At 71.3% G+C, this 21,265-nt stretch carries 16 protein-coding genes; 6 read left to right on the top strand and 10 right to left on the bottom strand.

Annotated features, from left to right (window positions below; translation table 11 throughout):
- Positions 1-79: 79 nt before the first annotated feature.
- The 3 genes from metX to MD221_RS09800 are packed head-to-tail and all read left to right on the top strand — an operon-like array spanning position 80 to position 3,461.
- Positions 80-1,144, top strand: a complete 1,065-nt coding sequence (metX, locus tag MD221_RS09810; RefSeq protein WP_242111361.1) for a homoserine O-succinyltransferase MetX — start codon at positions 80-82, stop codon at positions 1,142-1,144.
- A complete protein-coding gene (locus tag MD221_RS09805; RefSeq protein ID WP_242111358.1) occupies positions 1,141-2,385 on the top strand; it encodes an O-succinylhomoserine (thiol)-lyase in 1,245 nt (414 codons plus the stop codon). Before metX ends, MD221_RS09805 begins: the two co-directional genes overlap by 4 nt.
- On the top strand, positions 2,382-3,461 hold the full coding sequence (locus MD221_RS09800) for a homoserine dehydrogenase family protein (RefSeq protein WP_242111355.1): 1,080 nt from the start codon (positions 2,382-2,384) through the stop codon (positions 3,459-3,461). Before MD221_RS09805 ends, MD221_RS09800 begins: the two co-directional genes overlap by 4 nt.
- Positions 3,462-3,586: 125 nt before the next feature.
- Here MD221_RS09800 and MD221_RS17570 read toward each other — a convergent pair whose 3' ends face one another.
- The 6 genes from MD221_RS17570 to MD221_RS09765 form a co-directional block, all read right to left on the bottom strand.
- Complete coding sequence (locus MD221_RS17570) at positions 3,587-5,647, bottom strand: glycosyl hydrolase family 18 protein (RefSeq protein WP_339328421.1); 2,061 nt, start codon at positions 5,645-5,647, stop codon at positions 3,587-3,589.
- Positions 5,648-5,979: 332 nt separating this feature from the next.
- A complete protein-coding gene (locus MD221_RS09785; protein ID WP_242111353.1) occupies positions 5,980-7,263 on the bottom strand; it encodes a c-type cytochrome in 1,284 nt (427 codons plus the stop codon).
- Positions 7,260-7,808, bottom strand: coding sequence for a (2Fe-2S)-binding protein (locus MD221_RS09780; RefSeq protein ID WP_242111344.1), 549 nt, complete (start codon positions 7,806-7,808; stop codon positions 7,260-7,262). The genes MD221_RS09785 and MD221_RS09780 overlap by 4 nt, the downstream gene beginning before the upstream one ends.
- A complete protein-coding gene (locus MD221_RS09775; RefSeq protein WP_242111336.1) occupies positions 7,805-10,666 on the bottom strand; it encodes a xanthine dehydrogenase family protein molybdopterin-binding subunit in 2,862 nt (953 codons plus the stop codon). The genes MD221_RS09780 and MD221_RS09775 overlap by 4 nt, the downstream gene beginning before the upstream one ends.
- 77 nt (positions 10,667-10,743) lie before the next feature.
- Positions 10,744-11,754 (bottom strand): alpha/beta fold hydrolase, encoded by a 1,011-nt coding sequence (locus MD221_RS09770; protein WP_242111333.1) that lies wholly within the window; start codon positions 11,752-11,754, stop codon positions 10,744-10,746.
- A 91-nt stretch (positions 11,755-11,845) separates the two neighbouring features.
- Positions 11,846-13,069: an MFS transporter gene (locus MD221_RS09765; RefSeq protein WP_242111332.1), complete on the bottom strand. Its 1,224-nt coding sequence runs from the start codon at positions 13,067-13,069 to the stop codon at positions 11,846-11,848.
- 228 nt (positions 13,070-13,297) lie between these two features.
- Here MD221_RS09765 and MD221_RS09760 point away from each other — a divergent pair, with 228 nt between their 5' ends.
- Positions 13,298-13,672, top strand: coding sequence for a helix-turn-helix domain-containing protein (locus MD221_RS09760; RefSeq protein WP_242111331.1), 375 nt, complete (start codon positions 13,298-13,300; stop codon positions 13,670-13,672).
- Between the two features lie 139 nt (positions 13,673-13,811).
- On the opposite strand, the gene MD221_RS09755 is transcribed toward MD221_RS09760, so the two are convergent.
- Positions 13,812-15,194 carry an L-serine ammonia-lyase gene (locus tag MD221_RS09755; RefSeq protein ID WP_242111329.1) on the bottom strand — a complete coding sequence of 461 codons (1,383 nt, stop codon included), beginning with the start codon at positions 15,192-15,194 and terminating at the stop codon, positions 13,812-13,814.
- An 81-nt stretch (positions 15,195-15,275) separates the two neighbouring features.
- Between MD221_RS09755 and MD221_RS09750 the strand changes: the two genes are divergently transcribed.
- Positions 15,276-15,509 carry a glutaredoxin family protein gene (locus tag MD221_RS09750; protein ID WP_242111326.1) on the top strand — a complete coding sequence of 78 codons (234 nt, stop codon included), beginning with the start codon at positions 15,276-15,278 and terminating at the stop codon, positions 15,507-15,509.
- 40 nt (positions 15,510-15,549) lie between these two features.
- Here the strand turns inward: MD221_RS09750 and MD221_RS09745 are convergent, their stop codons facing one another.
- From MD221_RS09745 to MD221_RS09735, 3 genes are read right to left on the bottom strand one after another with little or no spacing between them, the layout of a single operon-like run.
- Positions 15,550-16,116 (bottom strand): YceI family protein, encoded by a 567-nt coding sequence (locus tag MD221_RS09745; RefSeq protein ID WP_425602248.1) that lies wholly within the window; start codon positions 16,114-16,116, stop codon positions 15,550-15,552.
- Positions 16,106-16,705 carry a cytochrome b gene (locus MD221_RS09740; protein WP_242111324.1) on the bottom strand — a complete coding sequence of 200 codons (600 nt, stop codon included), beginning with the start codon at positions 16,703-16,705 and terminating at the stop codon, positions 16,106-16,108. Before MD221_RS09740 ends, MD221_RS09745 begins: the two co-directional genes overlap by 11 nt.
- A complete protein-coding gene (locus tag MD221_RS09735) occupies positions 16,702-17,451 on the bottom strand; it encodes a YceI family protein (protein WP_425602247.1) in 750 nt (249 codons plus the stop codon). The genes MD221_RS09740 and MD221_RS09735 overlap by 4 nt, the downstream gene beginning before the upstream one ends.
- A 263-nt stretch (positions 17,452-17,714) precedes the next feature.
- Here MD221_RS09735 and MD221_RS09730 point away from each other — a divergent pair, with 263 nt between their 5' ends.
- Positions 17,715-21,239, top strand: coding sequence for a hybrid sensor histidine kinase/response regulator (locus MD221_RS09730; RefSeq protein ID WP_242111321.1), 3,525 nt, complete (start codon positions 17,715-17,717; stop codon positions 21,237-21,239).
- Positions 21,240-21,265: the final 26 nt, after the last annotated feature.

Raw genomic sequence — 21,265 nt, 5'->3', positions numbered from 1 at the left:
CGCAAGGCCCGCACGCCTCACCGCGCCGACGGCGCGGTTCGATGCGCGGACTTTCCAACAAGCATCGGGAAAGAAGTCCATGAGTTTCGTCGACGTCGCCGCCTCCGCCGCCTCCGCCGCCTCCTTCGATTCGCCGTCGCTGCCGCTGCACGCGATCTCCTACGCCGCCGGCATCGGCGCGCAGGCCGTGCGCGGCCACGTCGAGGTGGAGCTGGCGATGCGTCACGCCGGCACGCGTCGCCTGCGGCTGTCCTACGAACTGGTCGGCGCCGCGGGCGCGCCGGTGGTGTTCGTCGCCGGCGGCATTTCCGCGCACAAGCACGTCTCGGCCAACGCGGTCTTCGCCGAGAAGGGCTGGGCCGAGGGCCTGGTGGGCGCGGAGCGCGCGCTCGATCCGTCGCGCACGCGCATCCTCGCCTTCGACTACGTCGGCGCCGACGGCCGCCTCGACGCGCCGATCGACTGCGCCGACCAGGCCGACGCGATCGCGGCGCTGCTCGACGCGCTCGGCATCGACACGCTGCGCGCCTTCGTCGGCTATTCGTACGGCGCGCTGGTCGGCCTGCAGCTGGCCGTGCGCCACGCCCGGCGGCTGCGCAAGCTGGTGGCGGTGAGCGGCGCGCACCGCGCCCATCCCTATGCGGCCGCCTGGCGCGCGCTGCAGCGCAAGGCGGTGGCGCTGGGCCAGCTGCAGTGCGCCGACTCGCAGGGGCTGTCGCTGGCGCGCCAGTTCGCGATGCTCAGCTACCGCACGCCCGAGGAATTCTCCGAGCGCTTCGACGCGCCGCCCGCCGTGGTCAACGGCCGCGTGCGCGTGGCCGCCGAGGACTACCTCGACGCGGCCGGCGCGCAGTACGTGGCGCGCACGCCGGTGACGGCGTGGCTGCGGCTGTCGGAGTCGATCGATCTGCACCGCGTCGATCCGGCGGCCGTGCGCGTGCCCACCACCGTGGTGGCCGTCGAGGGCGACCGTCTGGTCCCGCTGAGCGACTCCGTCGCCCTGGTCGAGGGCCTGGGCACCCGCGGGCAGCTGCGCGTGCTGCGCTCGCCCTACGGCCACGACGCCTTCCTCAAAGAAACCGACCGCATCGACGCCATCCTGGCCGCTGCGCTGCGCAACCAGAACCAAGGAGAAGCGGCATGACCCACCCCCACCACAGCGGCGCCGGCATCGACGGCTGTCCCGGCGACGGCTTCGCCTCCGCCACCCGTGCCGTGCGCGCCGGAATCGACCGCGACACCGCCTTCGGCGCGGTCACCCCGCCGCTGGTGCTGTCGTCCAACTTCAGCTTCACCGGCTTCAACCAGAAGCGCCAGTACGACTACACGCGCAGCGGCAATCCCACGCGCGACCTGCTGGGCGAGGCGCTGGCCGAACTGGAAGGCGGCGCCGGCGGCGTGGTCACCGCGACCGGCATGGGCGCGATCACGCTGGTGCTGCACGCGCTGCTCAAGCCGGGCGACCGCCTGGTGGTGCCGCACGACGCCTACGGCGGCAGCTGGCGGCTGTTCAACGCATTGGCGAAGAAGGGGCATTTCGAGCTGATTACCGCCGACCTCACCGATCCGCGCTCGCTGGCCGAGGCGCTGGCGCAGTCGCCGACGCTGGTGCTGATCGAGACGCCGTCCAACCCCCTGCTGCGCATCACCGACCTGCGCTTCGTGATCGACGCCGCGCACAAGGCCGGCGCGCAGGCCGTGGTCGACAACACCTTCCTGTCGCCGGCGCTGCAGCGGCCGATCGCCGATTTCGGCGCCGACGTGGTGGTGCACTCGACCACCAAGTACATCAACGGCCACAGCGACGTGGTCGGTGGCGCGGTGGTGGCGAAGGACCCGGCGGTGCACGAGCAGTTCGTGTGGTGGGCCAATGCGCTCGGCATCACCGGCTCGCCGTTCGACAGCTTCCTCACCCTGCGCGGGCTGCGCACGCTCGACGCCCGCCTGCGCGTGCACCAGGAGAACGCGGCCGCGATCGCCGCGCAGCTCGATGCGCATCCGGCGGTGGCCCGCGTCTATTTCCCCGGCCTGGCCGACCATCAGGGCCATGCGCTGGCCGCGCGCCAGCAGAAGGGCTTCGGCGCGATGCTGTCGGTGGAGCTGGACGGCGACGAGGCGACGGTATGCGCCTTCCTCGAAGGCCTGCAGTGCTTCACCCTGGCCGAATCGCTGGGCGGCGTGGAGAGCCTGATCGCGCATCCTGCGACCATGACGCATGCCGCGATGTCGCCGGAGGCGCGTGCGCAGGCGGGCATTTCCGACGGCCTGCTGCGCCTGTCGGTGGGCATCGAGGCGCTGGACGACCTGCAGGCGGACCTGGCTGCCGCGCTGGAGCGCGCGCAGGCGGTGATCGAGGCCAAGCAGCGCAAACGAGTGGACGCATGAGCACGCTCGGCGCGCGCAGCGAATCCGGCGCGGCCACCGCCGCGCCGCTGCCCAGCCTGACGCTGATCGGCACCGGCACGGTCGGCGCGGCCTTCGTCTCGCGCTGGCAGCGCCTGGCCGAACGCGGCCTGGCCTTGCCGCGGCTGGCGCTGCTGGCCAATTCGCGCGGTGCGTTCGCATGCAATGGGGATCCCGGCCATGCCCTGCGCCAGGCCGGCGACGCCGCCGAGGCCGGCCGCGATCCGCAGACCGTGCGCGATGCGCACCTGCTGCGCGGCGACGTGGTGGTCGACGCCACCGCCAGCGAGGCGGTCGCCGCCCGCCATGCCGAATGGGTCGCGCACGGCGTGCACGTGGTCACCGCCAACAAGCTCGGCAACGGCGCCGACCTGCTGCGCGCGCAGGCGATCGTGCGCGCGGCGCGCGCGGGCGCCGCCCGCTACGGCGATGCCGCCACCGTGGGCGCCGGGCTGCCGCTGCTGCGCTCGATCCGCGAACTGGTCGCCGGCGGCGACCGCATCCACGCCGTGGAAGGCGTACTGTCGGGTTCGCTGGCCTGGCTGTTCGACCGCTACGACGGCGATCGCCCGTTCTCGGCGCTGGTGCGCGAGGCGCGCGATGCCGGCTATACCGAACCCGATCCGCGCCAGGACCTGTCCGGCGAGGATGTGCGCCGCAAGCTGCTGATCCTGGCGCGCGCGGCCGGCTTCGCGCTGGAGGGGCACGAGGTGCGCGTGGATTCGCTGGTGCCGGCCTTGCTGGCGCAGGCCGCCGCGGATGGCGTGGACGCGAATCTGCAGGCGCTGGACGATCCGCTGCAGCGCCGCCTGCTCGAGGCGCGGCGCGCGGGCGCGAAGCTGCGCTTCGTCGGCCGCTTCGACGCGGACGGGGCCGAGGTCGGCCTGCAGGCATTGCCGGCCGATCATCCGCTGTGCGCCGGCAGCGGCACCGACAACCGCGTGGCGATCCGCAGCGACCGCTACCGGGAACAGCCGCTGGTGATCCAGGGGCCGGGCGCCGGCGCCGAGGTCACCGCGGCGGCGCTGATCGACGATGTGTTGCGGATTCTTTCCTGACCCCGCGCCCCGTCATTCCTGCTTTCGCAGGAATGATCGGTCGAAGGAACGCCGGCGACGGCGAATGAAATGAAGACGCCGGCGCGAGGCCGGCGTCCCTGGTGCGCAAGCGATCGCATCGATGCCTACTTCAGGCCGTTGCTCACCGCCGAGGTCAGGCTGCCCTGGGCGTCGTCGCCGCTGAACTCCCAGACGAAGGCGCCGCCCAGGCCCTGCGCCTTCACGTAGGCCATCTTCTCGGCGATCATCTCCGGCGTGTCGTAGCTCCAGAAGGTGCTGCCGTTGTACTTCCAGGTGGCCCGCGCATTGGCATCGGTGTAGATCGTGCCGGCCACGTTCTTGAGCACCTTGTAGTCCTCGATGCCCGCCTCGTAGGTGCCCGGCGCCGCGCTGCCGTTCTGGTACAGGCCGTTGTTGGCGCTGCTGACGTTGGCCCAGCCCCGTCCGTAGTAGCCGATGCCGAGGTTGAGCTTGGCCGCCGGCACGCCGCGCGCGATGAAGGCCTCGATGGCATCGTTGGAGTTGTACTGGCGCTGGTCGCCGGTGGAGGGGTCGCTCGGCGAATCGAACAGCGCCGAATGGTGGTTGGTCTGCGGATCCCAGGCGCCGTGGAAGTCGTAGGTCATCACGTTGATGTAGTCGAGCGAGGTCTGGTACGCCGCCGGATCGGTGACGCGGATCTTGTCGATGCCGGCGCCGACCGCCACGGTGAGCAGCAGGCCGGGCCGTACCGCGTCGAGCTGGCGGCGGAACTCGGCGAGCAGGGCGGTGTAGTTGGTGTTGTCCTCGGGCGTGCCGCAGCTCAGGCCGCAGGCGGCCGGATACTCCCAGTCGATGTCGATGCCGTCGAACACGCCGGCCGCCGCGCCCGTGCCGCCGGCGCCGTCGGTGACGGGCAGGTTGCCGCGGATGTAGGCGTCGACACAGGAGGCCACGAAGGCCTGGCGGTTCTCCGGGCGCGCCGCGCTGGAGAAGCCGCGCGACCAGGTCCAGCCGCCCAGCGAGATCAGCACCTTCAGGCCCGGGTACTTGGCCTTGAGCTGCTTGAGCTGGTTCCAGTTGCCGCGCAGCGGCTGGTCCCAGGTGTCGGCCGCGCCGCTGACGCTTTCGCCGGCCTGGAAGGCCTTGCTGTAGTCGGCGAAAGCGTCGCCGCCGGCGCCGGTATTGGGATCGGAGGGTTGCGTCACGCCGACCTCGCAGCGGTTGTTGCGCACGTTGCCGAAGGCGTAGTTGATGTGCGTGAGCTTCGCCGCAGAGCCGCTCGTGTCGATGTTCTTCACCCGGTAGTTGCGGCCGTAGATGCCCCACTGGGTGAAGTAGCCGATCACGCGCTTGCCGCCGCCACCGCCGCCGCTCTTCGTGCTGGCGCTGATCTGCGCGCTCTGCGCGGAGGCGTTGCCGGCGTTGTCGCGCGCACGCACGCGGTAGCTGTAGCTGGTGCTCGCGGCCAGTCCCGAGTCCGTGTAGCTGGTGGAGCCGGGCGAGCCGACCAGGCTGCCGTTGCGGTACACGTCGTAGCCGGCCATGCCGCTGCCGCCGGCGTTGTCGGCGGAAGCGCTCCAGCTCAGGCTGATGCTGCTGGTGGTCTGCGAGGGCGAGGCCAGGCCCGCGGGCACGCCGGGCGCGGTGGTGTCGTTGGACGGCGCGTTGACGGTGATGCTCACCGCGGCCGAGGTCGCGGTCGCGCCCTGGTTGTCGGTAGCCACGGCGGTCAAGCTGTGGCCGCCGGCGGCGGCGTTGTTCCAGGTGACGGCGTAGGGCGCGCTGGTGTCGACGCCGAGCGAAACGCCGTCGCGGAAGAATTCCACGCGGCTGATGCTGCCGTCGCTGTCGGCGGCATTGGCGCTGACGGCGATGTTGCTGCCGGAGGCATGCGTGGAGCCGTTGGCCGGCGCGGTCAGCGAGACGGTCGGCGGCTGGTTGCCGCCCGTGCCGCAGGCGCCGAGGTCCAGGTACCAGCCGCAGGTCGTGCAATAGGTCGGCGCGGCGTTCCAGATCTGGACCTTGGCCTCGTACAGGCGGTTCTCGTAGACCAGCCGGTCGCCCGGGTTGTAGACGGTCGAGGCGTTCCAGGCCGGCACGCCGCTGCAGGACGCGGCCTGCGCCTGCGCGATGGGGATGGCGGCGAGCAGGCCGAGGATGCCGATCCTGGACAACAGCGACGTGCGGCGAAATGCGTACTTCATGAGCTTTCCTCCCGTGCAAGTTCACGAACGCGTGGGTGTCGATCGGGGAGCGATGGCTTCGTCGGTGGCGAATGCATCCCCGCGAAGTGCGCGGCGGCATGCACGCTCGCGCGTGACAACGTTGTCAGATCATCTGCACGAGAATTGCGATAGTCCGCTCAAATTCGCGATGACAACGATACTTCACGATGAATGCGGACATGGCCGGCGCCGCGGCTCGAATGCGTGATGCCGGCGTGACGAAACGGCGTGGATGCGCCGTCCGTCATTCGCGGACGGCGATGGCTGTCGCGGTTTGCGCGACGCGAGGCGGTGTGTCCTCGCGGCTGTCCCTAGCGTTGTCCGTCGTTGTCCTGGCGCAGGCGCGCGACCGCCGCTTCCTCGACCGCCGCTTGTCCGCCGTAGCGCTGGCGCAGCCAGCTCGCGAGCACGGCGATGTCGGCATCGTCCAGTTCCGCGGAGAAGCCGGGCATGTCCTGCATCCGCTGCAGGCCGACGAAGCGATGCGCGGGCAGGCCATCGAGGATGGCGACGACCAGGTTGTGCGGGTCGCGATCGCGCAGGCCGCTGTTGCCGCGCATCGCCGGTGCGACGTGCGGCACGCCCTGGCCGTCGCCGCCGTGGCAGCCCGCGCACAGGTTCAGGTAGTGCCTGCGCCCGGGTTCCAGCGCGGCCGGCGTCGCGGCCGGAGAGGGCGGGGCGAGCGGCGCAGGCGGGTGATCGCCGAGCAGGTAGGTCGTCATCGCCGCCAGGTCCGCCTCGTTCAACCGGCTGGTGGAGAGCGTGACCACGCGCAGCATCTCGTCCGAGGCCACCGCGTGATCGGCGACGCCGGTGCGCAGGTAAGCGCGCAGTTGCGCCGAGTCCCAGCCCCGGGAGGCCAGGCCCTGCGGCGTGATGTCCGGGCTGGCGAAGCGGCCGAGCTTGTCGTTGCCGGCCAGCGGGCGCGCGACGTCCACTTGTCCCAGCCAGCCGCGCGGGCTGTGGCATTCGCCGCAGTGCCCGAGCGCCTCGCTCAGATAGCGTCCGCGCTGCCATGCCGACGAAGCGCCCTGTGAGGTGGCGGGCGCTTGGCGGTTGGCGAACAGCAGGTTCCAGGCATGGATGCCGGGACGGATGTTGAAGGGGAAGGCGAGGTCGTTGTCGCTGTTGGGCCGCGCCACCGGTGGCTGTTGCATCAGGTAGGCGTAGATGGCGTCGCTGTCGGCGCGCGCGATCTGGCGATAGGAGGCGTAGGGCATGGCCGGATACAGCTGATGGCCGTCGCGCGCCTCGCCTTCGGCCAGGGCACGATAGAAATCTTCGGCGGTGTAGCGGCCGATGCCGTGTTCGGGATCGGGCGTGATGTTGGTGGCGTAGATGGTGCCGAAGGGCGAGGCCAGCGGCAGGCCGCCGGCGAACGGCGCGCCGCCGGGCGCGGTATGGCAGGCGGCGCAGTCGGCGGCATCGGCCAGGTAGCGGCCGTGCGCGATCTGCGCCGGCGTCGCGCTCACCCGTTGCACCGGTCCGCGCGCGGCGAAGAAACGCATCGACGCCAGCACCAGCAGCCACAGCAGCACGATGAGCAGCAGCCAGGCCAGTCGTCTGCCCCAGCGCGGGCGTGCGCGGCGCGTCATGGCGCGTCCTCCTCGACCAGGCCCGGCGTCGCCAGCGCCAGGGCCTTGACCGCCTGGTAGTAGCGCACGTAGCCGGTGCAACGGCACAGGTGCGGATCGAGCGCGGCGGTGATCGTGTCCTCGAGCCTGGCACGCGCCACCGGCGCCTTCTTGAGTCGCTCCAGCAGGACCGTGGCCGCGTTGACGAAACCCGGCGTGCAGTAGCCGCACTGGAAGCTGAAGTGGTCGAGGAAGGCCTGCTGCACCGGCGAGAGCGCGACGATGGCGCCGGCGTCGTCGCGGCGGGCGTGCCCCTCGACGGTGCGGATGGGCTTGCCCTGGAAGTAGTGCGCGCCGGTGATGCAGCTGCGCATTTCGCGCGGGCCGCGCGCGTCGTCGACGATCACAGTGCAGGCGCGGCACTCGCCCTGGCCGCAGCCGAAGCGCGTGCCGGTCAGGCCGAGGTATTCGTGCAGCACGTCGATCAGCATCATCTCCTCGGGCACCTCGAGCGGCCCGTAGTCGCGGCCGTTGATGCGCAAGGTGAGCGGGCGGGACGCGCTCATGCCGCCTGCTCCTTGCCCGCCGCCTGCTGCAGCGCGGCGAGGACCTTGTCGGGCGTCAGCGGCAGCTCGCGCAGGCGCAGGCCGGTGGCGTGGGCGACGGCGTTGGCGATCGCGGGCACCACTGCGATCATCACCACCTCGGCCATGCCCTTGGGCGGATCGGTCTGCGACAGCGCCGGCAGCACTTGCGCGCTTTGCGTCCAGACCGCGACATCGCGCGCGCGCGGCAGCGTGTAGCGATTGAAGTTCCAGGTGCCGTCGCCCGGGCCGTCCTCGTACAGCGGCAGGTATTCGTGCAGCGCATGCCCGATGCCCATGGCCAGGCCGCCCTGCAGCTGTCCGGAGACCAGTTCCGGCACGATCTGGTTGCCGCATTCCAGCAGCGAATGGTGGTCGAGCAGCGCGACCTCGCCGGTGGCGGTATCCACCGCCACCTCGGCCAGCGTGCCGATGGCGCTGTAGTAGACCACGCCGGCGTTGTTGCGCTGGGTCGGCGGATAGTAGGCGCGGCTGCGCGCGATCATGCGATAGCCGTTGGCGGTGGCCGCGCCCGCGCCGGCATCGCCGCCGTCGCCCCAGCGCAGCGCGATGCCGTCGAGCGGCAGGCGCTCGCTGCCCGCGCGCAGCGGAAAATCGGCCTCGGCCCACTGCCAGCGGTTGAAGCTGTGCACGACCGCGCCGGTCGCAAGACGCAGCGCATAGGCTTTCTCGGCCAGCTGCTCCAGCGTCAATGGCGCCAGTCCGCCGGCGGTCAGCCTGCCTTCCACCCAGCGCGCGTCCTCGCGCCGCACCGCCAGCGGCGACAGCTGGCCGCCGCCGAAGCCCTGTCCCCACAACGCCAGCGCCGCCGGCCACAAGCCTTCGGTGAACAGCAGCCGCGCCGCCTCGCGCGTGGCGTGGCCGAAGAAATAGGCGGAATTGCTGGCGCTGGTGGGAATGGCCAGGTTCGGCGTCCAGCGCGGGTCGCCCTGCTGGCGGTCCTGCTCGGCCTGCTGCATCAGCCAGGGATCGCCGGTGGCGACCATCGGCAGCTCGGGCCAGTCGATCTGCGCGGTGCGCACCTCGTCGGCCGGCCGTCCCAGCCATTGCACGCACAGGGCCGCCTGGCTGGTGGCCATGCCCGTGCCGATCTCGACCGCGGTCTGCCGCAGCACGATGCGCCCCTGCGGCGAAAGCGAGACCTCGGCGAACGCGGCCTCCGCGCCGGTGCCGAAGTCCTTCTGCACGCAGCCGAAGCCGACGCCGTAGCGCTTGCTCGGATGGGTGGCCTCGTACTCGCGCTTGCGCCGCGCGCGTTCGCGCCAGAGCGGATGCGCGCGCGCCTCGGCGAGGATCTCCTCGGCGCGCTGCGCGCCGCCCGGGATGGCGCCTTGGGTGTTCTTCATGCCGCTGCGCAACACGTTGCGCTGCCGCAACTCGATCGCGTCCAGCCCCAGCTCCGCGGCGACCTCGTCGATCAGCATCTCGGTCGCGCCCATGCTCTGCAGCGTGCCGTAGCCGCGCGCGGAGCCGGCGTCGAGCGCGCGCGAGGCGGTCACGGTGCTGGCGATGTCGCTGCGCGGGAAGTAGTAGATCGACTGCGCCGCGGTCGCCGCGACCAGGCACACCGACGGCGAGAAGTTGCAGCGGCCGCCGCCGTCGCCGAGCAGCTCGCCCTGGAAGATCTCGAACTTGCCGCTGTCGCGATCCACCGCGATCCGGTATGTCATGCGGAAGCTGTGGCGCTTGAGCGAGGACTGGAACTGCTCGTAGCGGTCGTTGGCCAGCCGCACCGGCAGGCCGTCCCCGTACAGGCTGGCGGCCAGCGCGTAGTAGGGGAAGGGCGCGTGGTCCTTGGAGCCGTAGCCGACGGTGTAGCAGGGATGCAGCACCAGCCGCTTCACCCCCAGCGTGCTGGCGGCCAGCAGCCGGGCGCCGTCGCCGGCGATTTCCTGCGGCGATTGCGAGGCTACGACCAGATGCAGCGTCGCCTCGGCGGCGTCGTACCAGCCATTGCCGTTGTCGGGTTCGAGCGCGGCGGTGTCGATGGACTGCGAGAAGTAATCGCGTTCGAGCACCAGCTTGCCGCCGCCGCTGCCGCTTTCGCGGCTGCGCTCGAGCGCGGCGGCGATCGCCTCCGCATGCGCCATGCCCTGCGCGTCCAGCGCGCCGGTCGCGTTCGCCTGCGGCCACTGCGGCACCTGCTTGCGGTAGCCTGCGGGAAACAGCGGGGTGTCTTTCAGGCTGGAATAGACGTCGTCGTCGAACGGCGTGGCGCCGCCCACGCGCACGTAGCGGAAGCTGCCCCAGGGCGGCCGCTCGGGCGCGCCGCCGGCCGCGCCCCAGCGGATGACGTCGTCGCGGAATTTCAGCCGCGTCTTGGCGGCGCGAAAGCGCGCGAAGTCGTGCCAGATCAGGATGGCCACGGCCTGGCCGAGATAGGCCGGCGTGGCGCCCTCGGGCAGCAGCAGGTCGGCGCCGTAGAAGGGCGGAAAGGCGACGCCGTCGCGCTGCAGGTCGGCGGCGGTGACCACGCGGTCGGGCCGCAGCTCGGCGCCGAGCGCGGCGAGATCGAAGCCGGCATACGCGCGGTCGGCCCGGGTGACGCGCAGCAGCATGGCGTGCGCCTGCCGCTCGGGCCAACCCGGCAGGTCGCGGGCGCGCATGTCGAAGGCGAACACCTTTTCGCCGGTGACCTTGGCGGTGGCGTCGTTGCGATAGCGGATCCTGCCGCTGCGCGCGTCCCAGGGCAGCGGGCGCTGCCGTTCGCGCTCGAACAGGGCCGCCAGCGCGGCACTGCCCGGCTCGGCGACATAGACCGCGATGCCGGCGATGACGCTGCATTTGAGGAATGCGCGGCGATTGAGGCTGGCGGTCATGGCGACATGCTCCGGCTGGCTCGCCGGAATAGTACGCCGGTGTCCCGTGAACGCGGAATGCGGGCGCCGCCGCGCGGCTAGGGTGTCCCGCGCAGGCGTTCCAGCAAGGCCGCGTCGAAGCGCGCGGGCGCCTCGACCTGCGGCGAATGGCCGAGATCGTCGAATTCGACCAGCCGCGCGCCGGGAATCGCCGCGGCGGCGCGCTTGCCCAGCGCCGGATAGTCGCCGAGGCTGGCGCGCAGTTCCGGCGGCGCCAGATCCTTGCCGATCGCGGTGCGGTCGCGCTGTCCGATGAACAGCGTGGTCGGCACCGCCAGCTTGGGCAGTTCGTAGACGACCGGTTGGTTGAAGACCATGTCCGAGGTCAGCGCCTGGTTCCAGGCCACGCGTTCGCGGCCGGGACCGGCGTAGAGGCCGGCGAGCATGCGCACCCAGCGGTCGTAGTCCGTTTTCCAGCGGCCGCCGTAGTAGGTGTCGCGCTGATAGGCCCGGATGCTGTCGGCATCGGTCTTCAGCTCGCGCGCGTACCAGGCGTCGACGTCGCGCCAGGGCACGCCGAGCGTCTTCCAGTCTTCCAGGCCGATCGGGTTGACCAGCAGCAGCTGCTCCACCGCCTGCGGATAGAGCAGGGCATAGCGGATCGCCAGCATGCCGCCCATGGAATGGCCGAGCACGGCCGCGCGCTCGATGCCCAGCGAGGCCAGCAGCGCATGCGTGTTCTGCGCCAGCTGCGCCAGCGAGAACTGGTAGCGCTCGGGCTTGCTCGACTTGCAGAAGCCGACCTGGTCGGGCGCGATCACGCGGTAGCCGGCGCCGGCGAGCGCCTGGATGTTCGCCTCCCAGGTGGCGGCGCAGAAGTTCTTGCCGTGCAGCAGCACCACCACGCGCCCGTTGGGTTCGCGCGGTGCGACGTCCAGGTAGGCCATCGACAGCGGCTGGCGCTGCGACTGGAAGGCGTAGCGCTTCACCTGGTAGGGATAGTCGAAGCCTTCCAGCTGCGGGCCATAGCGTGGCGTGGTGTCGGCGGCGTTGGCGCCGCAGGACAGGGCGAGCAGCGCGGCGAGCGCAAGACGCGAAAGAGCGGCCATCGCGGGCTCCGTGCGGAAGGGAGCCTGATGTTAACCAAGAGCGATGTTAACCAAGAGCGAGGTCAACCAGGGCGAGCAATCCGGAGCGCGGTCAACCGGAGGCGCATTCGCCCTGTGCGAGCGTGTCGCATGCCTTGGCCGCCGCGCGGGTTTCGCGGCGTTCCAGGTACATCGACAGCAGCAGCGCCATCAATGCAAGCGCCGCGACCGCGGCGCCGAGCAGCGGCAGGCGCGTGAGCGAGACGCCGGCGCCGATCATCAGGCCGCCGAGCCAGGCGCCGGTGGCGTTGCCGAGGTTGAACGCGCCCTGGTTGATGGTCGAGGCCACGTTCGGCGCCTCGCGCGCGGTGTCGATCACCCGCGTCTGCGTGCCCGGCCCGACCGAGAAGGTCGCCACGCCCCAGACGAACAGCGTGATCAGCGTGGGGATGGCCATACGGCTGGTCCAGGCGAACAGGACCAGCACCACGATCACCGCGGCCAGCGAGAGGCCGATCGCCGGCAGCAGGCGCCAGTCGGCCAGGCGGCCGCCGAGCAGGCCGCCGACGGTGATGCCGACGCCGAAGATCAGCAGGATCCAGCTGTGGTCGCCGGTCGGCCAGCCGCTGACGTCGCGCAGGATGTAGGCGATGTAGGTGAAGACGCTGAACAGGCTCACCGAGCACAGCGTGCTGATCAGCAGCGCCAGCTGCACCTGCGGCCGCGCCAGGCTGCGGAACTCGCGCACCAGTCCGCCGGAGGCGGTCATCGGGATCGTGCGCGGCAGCCAGTGCCACAACGCGGTGAGCGCGGCCAGGCCGATCAGCACCACCGCCCAGAACGTCGCGCGCCAGCCCAGCCACTGCCCGAGCGCGGTGCCGAACGGCACGCCGAGCACGTTGGCCAGGGTCAGGCCGGTGAACATGATCGCCACCGCCTGCGCGCGCCGGTTGGGCGGCACCAGCTGCGCGGCGACCACCGCGCCGATGCCGAAGAAGGCGGCATGGCAGAAGGCGGTGATCACCCGCGCCACCATCAGTGTGTTGTAGCCCGGCGCCAGCGCGCAGAGGATGTTGCCGAGGGTGAACAGCGAGATCAGCGCCAGCAGCGCGGCGCGGCGCGGCCAGCGTGCGGTGAGGATGGCCAGGATCGGCGCGCCCACCGCCACGCCCAGGGCGTAGCCGGACACCAGCATGCCGGCCTGCTGCGCGCTCACGTGCAGGTCGGTGGCCACGTCCGGCAGCAGGCCCATGATCACGAACTCGGTCGTGCCGATGCCGAAGGCGGCGGCCGAGAGCGAGAGCAGGGGACGTTGCAGGAGCGGGTTTTGCTGCATTGCAACATGTTACCTGGAAAACGCTTCCATGCACGGCGAATACGTATGCGCCGGCGCGATGCAGATTTCCGTCGATGGCGGTGGTCCTTCACGGCGCCGGCACGCGCGGACGCGCTGCGGCCGGATGTCGCGGCCTTGTCGTGCGGCTGTCGTGGCCGCCGCCCTCGCATGGACTTAGGGTCGCAGCCTTCTTACCATCGAAGCGGAGCCATCACCTTGATCCAGGACATGAACGTCGATACCGCGCTGATCAAGCGCCTGCGCGAGGAACGCGCCTGGTCGCAGGAGCACCTGGCCATGGTCTCGGGACTGAGCGCGCGCACCATCCAGCGGCTGGAGGCCGAGGGCAAGGCCTCGCACGAATCGCGGCTGGCGCTGGCGGCCGCCTTCGGCATCGAGCCGGCGCGCCTGGTCGCGGAGGCGCGGGGCGAGGCTGCTTCGCCCCCGGCCGCGACCGCGACAGTCGCCGCCTTGCCCGCCGCGCAGCGGCCCGGCCTGGACAGCTCGAAGCTCCTGCTGGTGCTGTGCGTGCTCGCGGCGGTCTGCGTCACCTATGGTGCCGGGCACGAAATCGGCAAGCTGCTCTATTACCTGACGCATTGAGGAGCGGGCGCGGCGGCGAATCCCGCAGCAGCGCGCCGCTGTCGTCCATGTCCGGCAGGATCAGTGCGCGGATGGCCCGATCGGGGTTGCCGTTGGATGGCATGGAGTGCAGGCGATCGTGCAAGGCGTGCACGCCGCCTCAGCACTCGATGACGTTCACCGCCAGGCCGCCGCGGCTGGTTTCCTTGTACTTGTCCTGCATGTCGCGGCCGGTGTCGCGCATGGTCTTGATGACCTTGTCCAGGCTGACCTTGTGCTTGCCGTCGCCGCGCAGCGCCATGCGCGAGGCGTTGATCGCCTTCACCGCGCCCATCGCGTTGCGCTCGATGCAGGGGATCTGCACCAGGCCGCCGATCGGATCGCAGGTCAGGCCGAGGTTGTGTTCCATGCCGATCTCGGCGGCGTTCTCGATCTGGCTCGACGTGCCGCCCAGCGCGGCGGTGAGGCCGGCGGCGGCCATCGAGCAGGCCACGCCCACCTCGCCCTGGCAGCCGACCTCGGCGCCGCTGATCGAGGCGTTCTCCTTGTAGAGGATGCCCACCGCGGCGGCGGTGAGCAGGAAGTCGAACACGCCCTTCTCGCTGGCGCCCGGGCAGAAGCGGTCGTAGTAGTGCAGCACCGCGGGCAGGATGCCGGCCGCGCCGTTGGTGGGCGCGGTGACGACGCGGCCGCCGGCGGCGTTCTCCTCGTTCACCGCCAGGGCGTAGAGGTTGACCCAGTCGAGCACGGTGAGCGGATCGCGCATCGCCGCTTCCGGGCGCGCCGACAGCTCGGCGTGCAGCGTCGGGGCGCGCCGCGAGACGTGCAGGCCGCCGGGCAGGGTGCCGGTCTGGCGGGTGCCGCGCGCCACGCAGCTCTGCATCGCCGCCCACAGCTCGCGCAGGCCGGCCACGATCTCGGCTTCCGAGCGCCAGGACTTCTCGTTCTCGAACATCATTTGCGCGATGCCCAGACCGCTCTCGCGCGCCTGCCTGAGCAGTTCCTCGCCGGTGGAGAAGGGATGCGGCAGCGGCGTGGTGTCGGCGACGATGCGGTCCTCGGCCGCCTCGTCCTGGTTGACGACGAAGCCGCCGCCGACGGAGTAGTAGTCGCGCGTGGCGATCAGCTCGTCGTTGGCGTCGAAGGCGGAGAAGCGCATGCCGTTGGTGTGGTAGGGCAGCTTCTGGCGCTTGTTCATCACCAGGTCGCGCTTCTCGTCGAAGGCCACCGCATGCGTGCCGGCGAGCTGGATGCGCTTCTGGCCGCGGATGCGCTCGAGCGCGTCGGGGATGATGTCCGGGTCGATCTCGTTCGGCAGGTGGCCTTCCAGGCCCATCAGCACCGCCTTGTCGGTGCCGTGGCCGCGGCCGGTGAGGGCGAGCGAGCCGAAGACCTCGGCGCGCACGCGGGTGACGTCCTGCAGGCGGCCCGGCTCGGCCAGCCAGCGCTCGACGAAGCGCGCGGCGGCGCGCATCGGCCCGACGGTGTGCGAGGAACTCGGCCCGATGCCGATCTTGTAGAGGTCGAAGGTGCTGACGGCCATGGCATATTCTAATCCGACGCGTCCGGCGCGCGGCGTTCCATCGCGCCGAGCCGCATCTTTCCTCCGCCACCGAACATACGCATGCCCCTGGTCCTGTATCAGCGCGACGACTGCCACCTGTGCGACCTGGCGCTGGAGGTGCTGGCCGGCGCGCGGGCGCCGGAGTTCGAGAGCGTGTTCATCGACGGCGACGCCGGGCTGGAGGCGCGCTACGGGACGCGCGTGCCGGTGCTGCGGGAAACGGACGGCGACCGGGAGCTGGACTGGCCGTTCGACGCTGGCCGGCTGCGCGAGTTCCTCGCCGCCGCCGGCTGAGCGCGGACGGAGCGGCCGGCGCTCCGTCCCGCGCGCCGGTTCACTTGGCCGGCGTGAACAGCACCTTGGTGCTGATCGCCACCTCGTTGGGAATGGTGGCGGTATCGGCCCAGTCGCCGCCGCCCACGCCGAAGTCCAGGCGCTTGACCACGGCCTTGCCGCTGAGCGCGGGCTTGTCGCCGGGCGTCCAGGTGAAGGTGAGGGTGACCGGCTTGCTCACGCCGCGCAGGTTCAAGGTGCCGTCGGCGGCGTACTGGTTGCCGCCGAGGCTGCGGAACTTGCTGGCGCTGTAGCGGGCCTGCGCGAACTTGGCGACGTTGAAGAAGTCGGCGCCCTGCAGGGTGCTGTCGCGGTCGTTGTTGCCGGACTTGGCGCCGGCCAGGGGAATGGTCACGTCGAGCTTGGCCGCGGCCAGGTTGGCCGGGTCGAAGCTGAGCTTGGTGGCGAAGCCGGGGAAGGTGCCGCTGAACACCTCGCCGTCGTACTTGCTGGCGAAGGCGAGCGTGGAGCCGGGCGCCTGCACGTAGTCGGCCGCGCGCGCCGGCGCGGACATCATCGCGACCAGGGTGGTGGCCACGGCCAGGGGCGTCTGGAAGTTACGGGACATGATCGGGTTCCTGGGGAAGGGGTTGCGGGGAGGGCTTGAGCAGGCCGCGCGGCAGCATCCGCGCCAGGGTGTCGTCTCTCTGGAACAGGTGGTGGTAGAAGGCCGCGCCCGCGTGCAGGGCGACCAGCGCGACCAGCACCCAGAACAGCCAGGCGTGCGCATCGTGAGACAGCGCGCGCAGCGATTCGTTCGGCGGCGACAGCTTGGGCATGGTGACCAGCCCGAACAGCTTGAACGGCCGCAGTCCGCTGGAGGAGTCGTACAGCCAGCCGGAGATCGGCATGGCCAGGATCAGCGCGTACAGGACCCAGTGGGCGAGCGAGGCGACGCGCGCCTGCCACGGCGGCGTGCCGGCGACCGGCCGCGGCGCGCCGGCGTACAGACGCCAGGCCAGGCGCGCCAGCACCAGCGCCAGCACGGTGATGCCGAGCGACTTGTGCAGCGTGAACACCCAGAAGTACTTGGGCGTCTTCGGCAGGTCGCCCATGGTCAGGCCGACGACGGCCAGGGCGAGGATCAGCAGCACGATCAGCCAGTGCAGCGCCTGGCTGACCGGGCCCCAGCGGTCGGGAGGATTCTTGAGCGTCATGGTGTCGGTTCCGGCGGCGTGTCGCTGTCCTGCATCGGTGGCGGGTCGGTGCGTTCGGTGGGGGAGGCGCCGTCGGGCGCGCTGTCAGGCGCATCGTCGGCGGCGCCGGCGTCGTCGGTGGCATCGATCGCGCCCAGCCGCGCGCCGCGGCTGCGCGTAGCCTCGGCCTCGATCCGCAGCTCGACCGTGTCGCCGATCACGTTCGGCCAGGCGTCGATGCCGAACGCCTTGCGGCTGAGCGTCGCCGTCGCCGAGAAGCCGACGGTACGGCGGAACGGCGGCAGCGGGTGCCGCTTCAGGGCGTTGAGCTTCACGTCCAGACAGACCTCCCGGGTGACGCCGCGCAACTGCAGGTTGCCACAGACAGAGGCGGCATCGGCGGCTTTCGGTTCGATCCGGGTGGAGACGAACGTCGCCCGCGGATGCGCCCTGGCGTCCAGCAGGTTCGAGGCAAGGGCTGCACGGTTCCATTTTTCGTCGCCCAGATCGACCCGGTCCAATGGAACGCTGACTTCGAGTTTTGCGCCGCGCCAGTCGTCCGGGTCGAAGGCCAGGGTGCCGCTGCTGCCCGAGACGGTGCCGATCGCATTGGAGAAACCGGCATGGGAAATGGCGAACATGACGCGGGTATGCACGGGATCCAGGCGGTAATGCGGGGCCTGGGCCTCCGCCGCGCCGGCCGCGCGCAGGCCGCCGAGCGCCAGCAGGACGAGCAGGCAGTGCGTGCCGGGCAGGCGTCGGCGCATGGTGAATGCCTGATGAAGTGGACGAGCGTCCGAGTCTAGTGCGTGCGGCATGAACGCGCCGGCGCCGGTGGGCGCGGGTGGCGATGGACGGTTGCGCCGGCAGCGCCGTGTTGCGAGCATGTGGCGCGGATGGCCGTTTCGACAGGATGCCGGATCCGGGGATGCCGGATTCGGAACAGGGACGCCGCGCAGCGCGCAGGGCCGACGGCCGGACAGGCCTCCGTTCCGGATCCGGCATGATCCCGGCCAGGCGAGGGGAACGAATGAAGTTGCGCGTTGCGACCGGTGTGCTGCTGCTCGTCCTGGCGACGATCGGGCAGGTGTGGGCGGCGATGCCCGAGACGCCGCGCTTCCGCCGCTTCGGGCCCGAGCAGGGCCTGCCCTGGCCGACCTGGAGCATCGCCCTGGATCGCCAGGGCTATCTGTGGATCGCCACCGGCGACGGCCTGGCCCGCTACGACGGCGTCAACTTCAAGCTGTGGCGGCACCGCATCAGCCAGACCGGCTCGCTGCCGGAGAACGGCACGGTGACGGTGACGGTGGACGGTTTCGACCGGGTCTGGGTGGCGACCTGCAACAGCCTGAGCTGGCTGGGGCGCGACCGCGAGACCTTCATGCGCACCAGCCTGTCCTTCACCGACAGCGCCTGCGCCATCAAGGGCATGCCGATGGCCGCCACGCCCGACGGCGCGATGTGGATCGGCACCACCAACGGGGACCTGCAGCGCGTCGACGTGTCCGGCGCCGTGCAGCGCATCCGCACCGGACAGGGCGTGGGCGCGCGCCTGCCGGGAGGCGCGATCACCGCCTTGCTGGTGGACGGGAAGGGCCGCCTGCTGGTCGGCACCAGCAAGGGCCTGGCGCGCTACGAGAACGGCAGCTTCAGGCGCGTCGGCGCCGACCTGCTGGCGGGCGTGCGCGTGGGCGCGCTGTCGAAGGAAGCCAACGGCACGGTCTGGATCGGCAGCGATCGCGGCCTGTACCGGTTGGGCGGCGGCGACGAGGTGCGGCCGTCGCCGTGGACGCTGCCGCCTGGCGCGACCGATGCGCAGGTGCTGCGCGACCGCAACGGCGGCTACTGGATCGGCACCGACGAGGGCCTGTACCGCGTCGACGGCACGGGGCGCACGCAACTGCTGTCCGGCGATCTCGGCGACGGCATCTGGGACCGTGCCAGCAGCGTGCTGGAAATGCGCCAGGACATCGAGGGCGGCATCTGGTTCACCACCTCCTCGCAGGGGCTGATCTATTTGCCGCCGGGCTGGAACCGCTTCGCCTCGATCACCTTCGCCGGCGGCGTTCCGCTGGAGAAGCTCGACGTGCGCGACCTCGCCCCCGACGGCGAAGGCGGTTTCTGGGTGGCCTCGATCTACGACCTCTACCGCCTGGAACGCGGCAGCCGGGAGCTGCGCCACGTCGCCAGCCGGCGCGAGCTCGGCGTGGACGTCATCAACTCGATCTATCACCGCAAGGACGGCAAGCTGTGGGTCTGCCACACGCGCGGCCTGTCGGTGTACGACCCGGACAGGCGATCGGTCGCGTCCTGGCCCGCCGCCGGCCCGAGACCGGACGGCTCGCTGTGGTATCTGTTCCAGGAGGCGGACGGCACGCTCTGGCTGTCGTTCTCCGATGGCACCACCCGGCGCTATTCGCCCGACGGCAAGCCGATCCCCTCCGGGGAGCTGGAGCAGCGCATCGGCAGCCAGGGCGTGATCGAGACGAGCTTCGCCCAGACCTCGGACGGCGCGCTGTGGTTCGCCGATTCCAGCGGCATCTATCGCCGCGAGAACGGCCGTTTCGTGCCGGTGCAGGGCGGCAATCTGCCCGGCATCCGCGTGTTCCGCTTCGGCGCGCCCGACCGCATGTGGGTGGTGCGTACCGGCGCGGTGGAGAATTTCCGCGTACGCGAGGGCAAGCTCCAGCTCGAGCATCGCTTCAGCCATGCCGACGGACTGCCGGATGCGGAAGTCGGCGATCTGCTGGTCAGCGACAGGGGCACCGCCTGGCTGGCCAGCGCGCGAGGCCTGTGGCTGTATTCGCCCGAGCACGCCAGCATGCGCGCGTTCGGGACCGAGAGCGGCCTGTCGGATCCCAACCTGATGCTGACCATCATGCAGCCCGGCGCGGATTCGACCGCGGCCGTGCTCGCCAACAACGGCCTCGCGCTGTTCGACACCCGCATGCCGATGCCCAAGACCGACCCGCCGCGGCTGTCGCTGGAAAGCGTGAGCGTGCGCCGCGAGGAGGACGAGTGGCCGCTGGATCCGGCCTCCAGCCTGATCGAGCTGCTGCCCGACGACCGCGACCTGCGCATCGTGGCGCGCCTGCTGTCGTTCGTCGATCCGCGTTCCCACGTCTACCGCTTCAAGCTGGACGGCTACGATCCGGACTGGATCCTGCAGCCGGGCAACGGCGAGCGCGTGTTCTCGCACCTGGAGCCCGGGCAGTACCGCCTGCTGGTGCAGGCGGCGGGGGCGGACGGCATCTGGTCGCGCCCGCGCAGCTTCGCCCTCGACGTGCCCTATCCGTGGTGGCGCACCTCGTGGGCCTACCTGGCCTACGGCCTCGCGCTGCTGCTCGCGTTCTGGATCCTCGCGCGGCTGTACCAGCGGCGGCTGCGGCGCAGGAGCGACTGGCAGCTGCACCAGAAGAAGCGCGAGCTGGCCGAGCAGGCCTCCGAGGCCAAGACGCGCTTCCTGGCCACGCTCGGGCACGAGGTGCGCACGCCGATGACCGGCGTGCTCGGCATGAGCGAACTGCTGCTGGCCACCGACCTGGACGCGCGCCAGCGCGGCTATACCGAATCGATCCGCCGCGCCGGCGACCACCTCATGCGCCTGGTCAACGACGCGCTCGACCTGGCGCGCATCGAGGCCGGCAGGCTCGATCTGGATCCGCAGCCGGTCGAGCTGCGCGCGATGCTGGAGGACGTGATCGGGCTGATGGCGCCGATGGCGCGCCAGCGCGGACTCGCTTTCCACACCGCCATCGCGCCGGACGTGCCGGCCTGGGTGCGGGGCGACTCGGGCAGGCTGCGGCAGATCCTGCTCAACCTGCTCGGCAACGCGATCAAGTTCACCGAGCGCGGCGAGGTCGCCCTGCGCGCGGAAACCACCGCGCAGGGCGTGCGCTTCGTGGTCAGCGACACCGGGCCTGGCATGAGCGAGGAACAGCGCGGCCGCCTGTTCCGCCGCTTCGAGCAGGCCGAGGGCGTGCGCACCGCCTCGCGCTACGGCGGCAGCGGCCTGGGGCTGGCGATCTGCCAGGAACTCGCGGCGGCGATGGGCGGCGGGATCGAGGTGGAGAGCACGCTCGGGCAGGGCACGCGCTTCGCCGTCGAGCTGCCGCTGGCGGCGGTGGCCGCGCCGGCCGCGCCCAGCGGGCAGGCGCCGGCGGGCGAGGGCGAGCGCACCTGCGAGCGCTGCGACCTGCTGCTGGTGGAGGACGATCCGACCATCGCCCAGGTGATGGCCGAGCTGCTGCGCGCACAGGGGCACCGCGTGGTGCATGTCGCGCACGGCCTGGCGGCGCTGACCGAGGTCGCCAGCCGGCGTTTCGATCTGGCCCTGCTCGATCTGGACCTGCCGGGCATCGATGGCCTGGCGCTGGCGCAGCAACTGCGCGCGCAGGGCTTCGCGCAGCCGATGATCGCGGTGACCGCGCGCGCCGACGCCGACGCCGAGCCGGCGGCGCGCGCGGCCGGCTTCGACGATTTCCTGCGCAAGCCGGTGACCGGCGGCATGCTGGCCGAGGCGATCGACGCCGCGCTGTCGCGGCCGCGCGGCTGAGGCCCGATCACCTCGCGCGATCGCCC

It is taken from the genome of Luteimonas aquatica, assembly GCF_022662575.1.
Classification (GTDB): domain Bacteria; phylum Pseudomonadota; class Gammaproteobacteria; order Xanthomonadales; family Xanthomonadaceae; genus Luteimonas; species Luteimonas aquatica.
The sequence above is the reverse complement of the archived record's forward strand: the minus strand, read 5'-3'. Positions and strand labels throughout refer to the sequence as shown.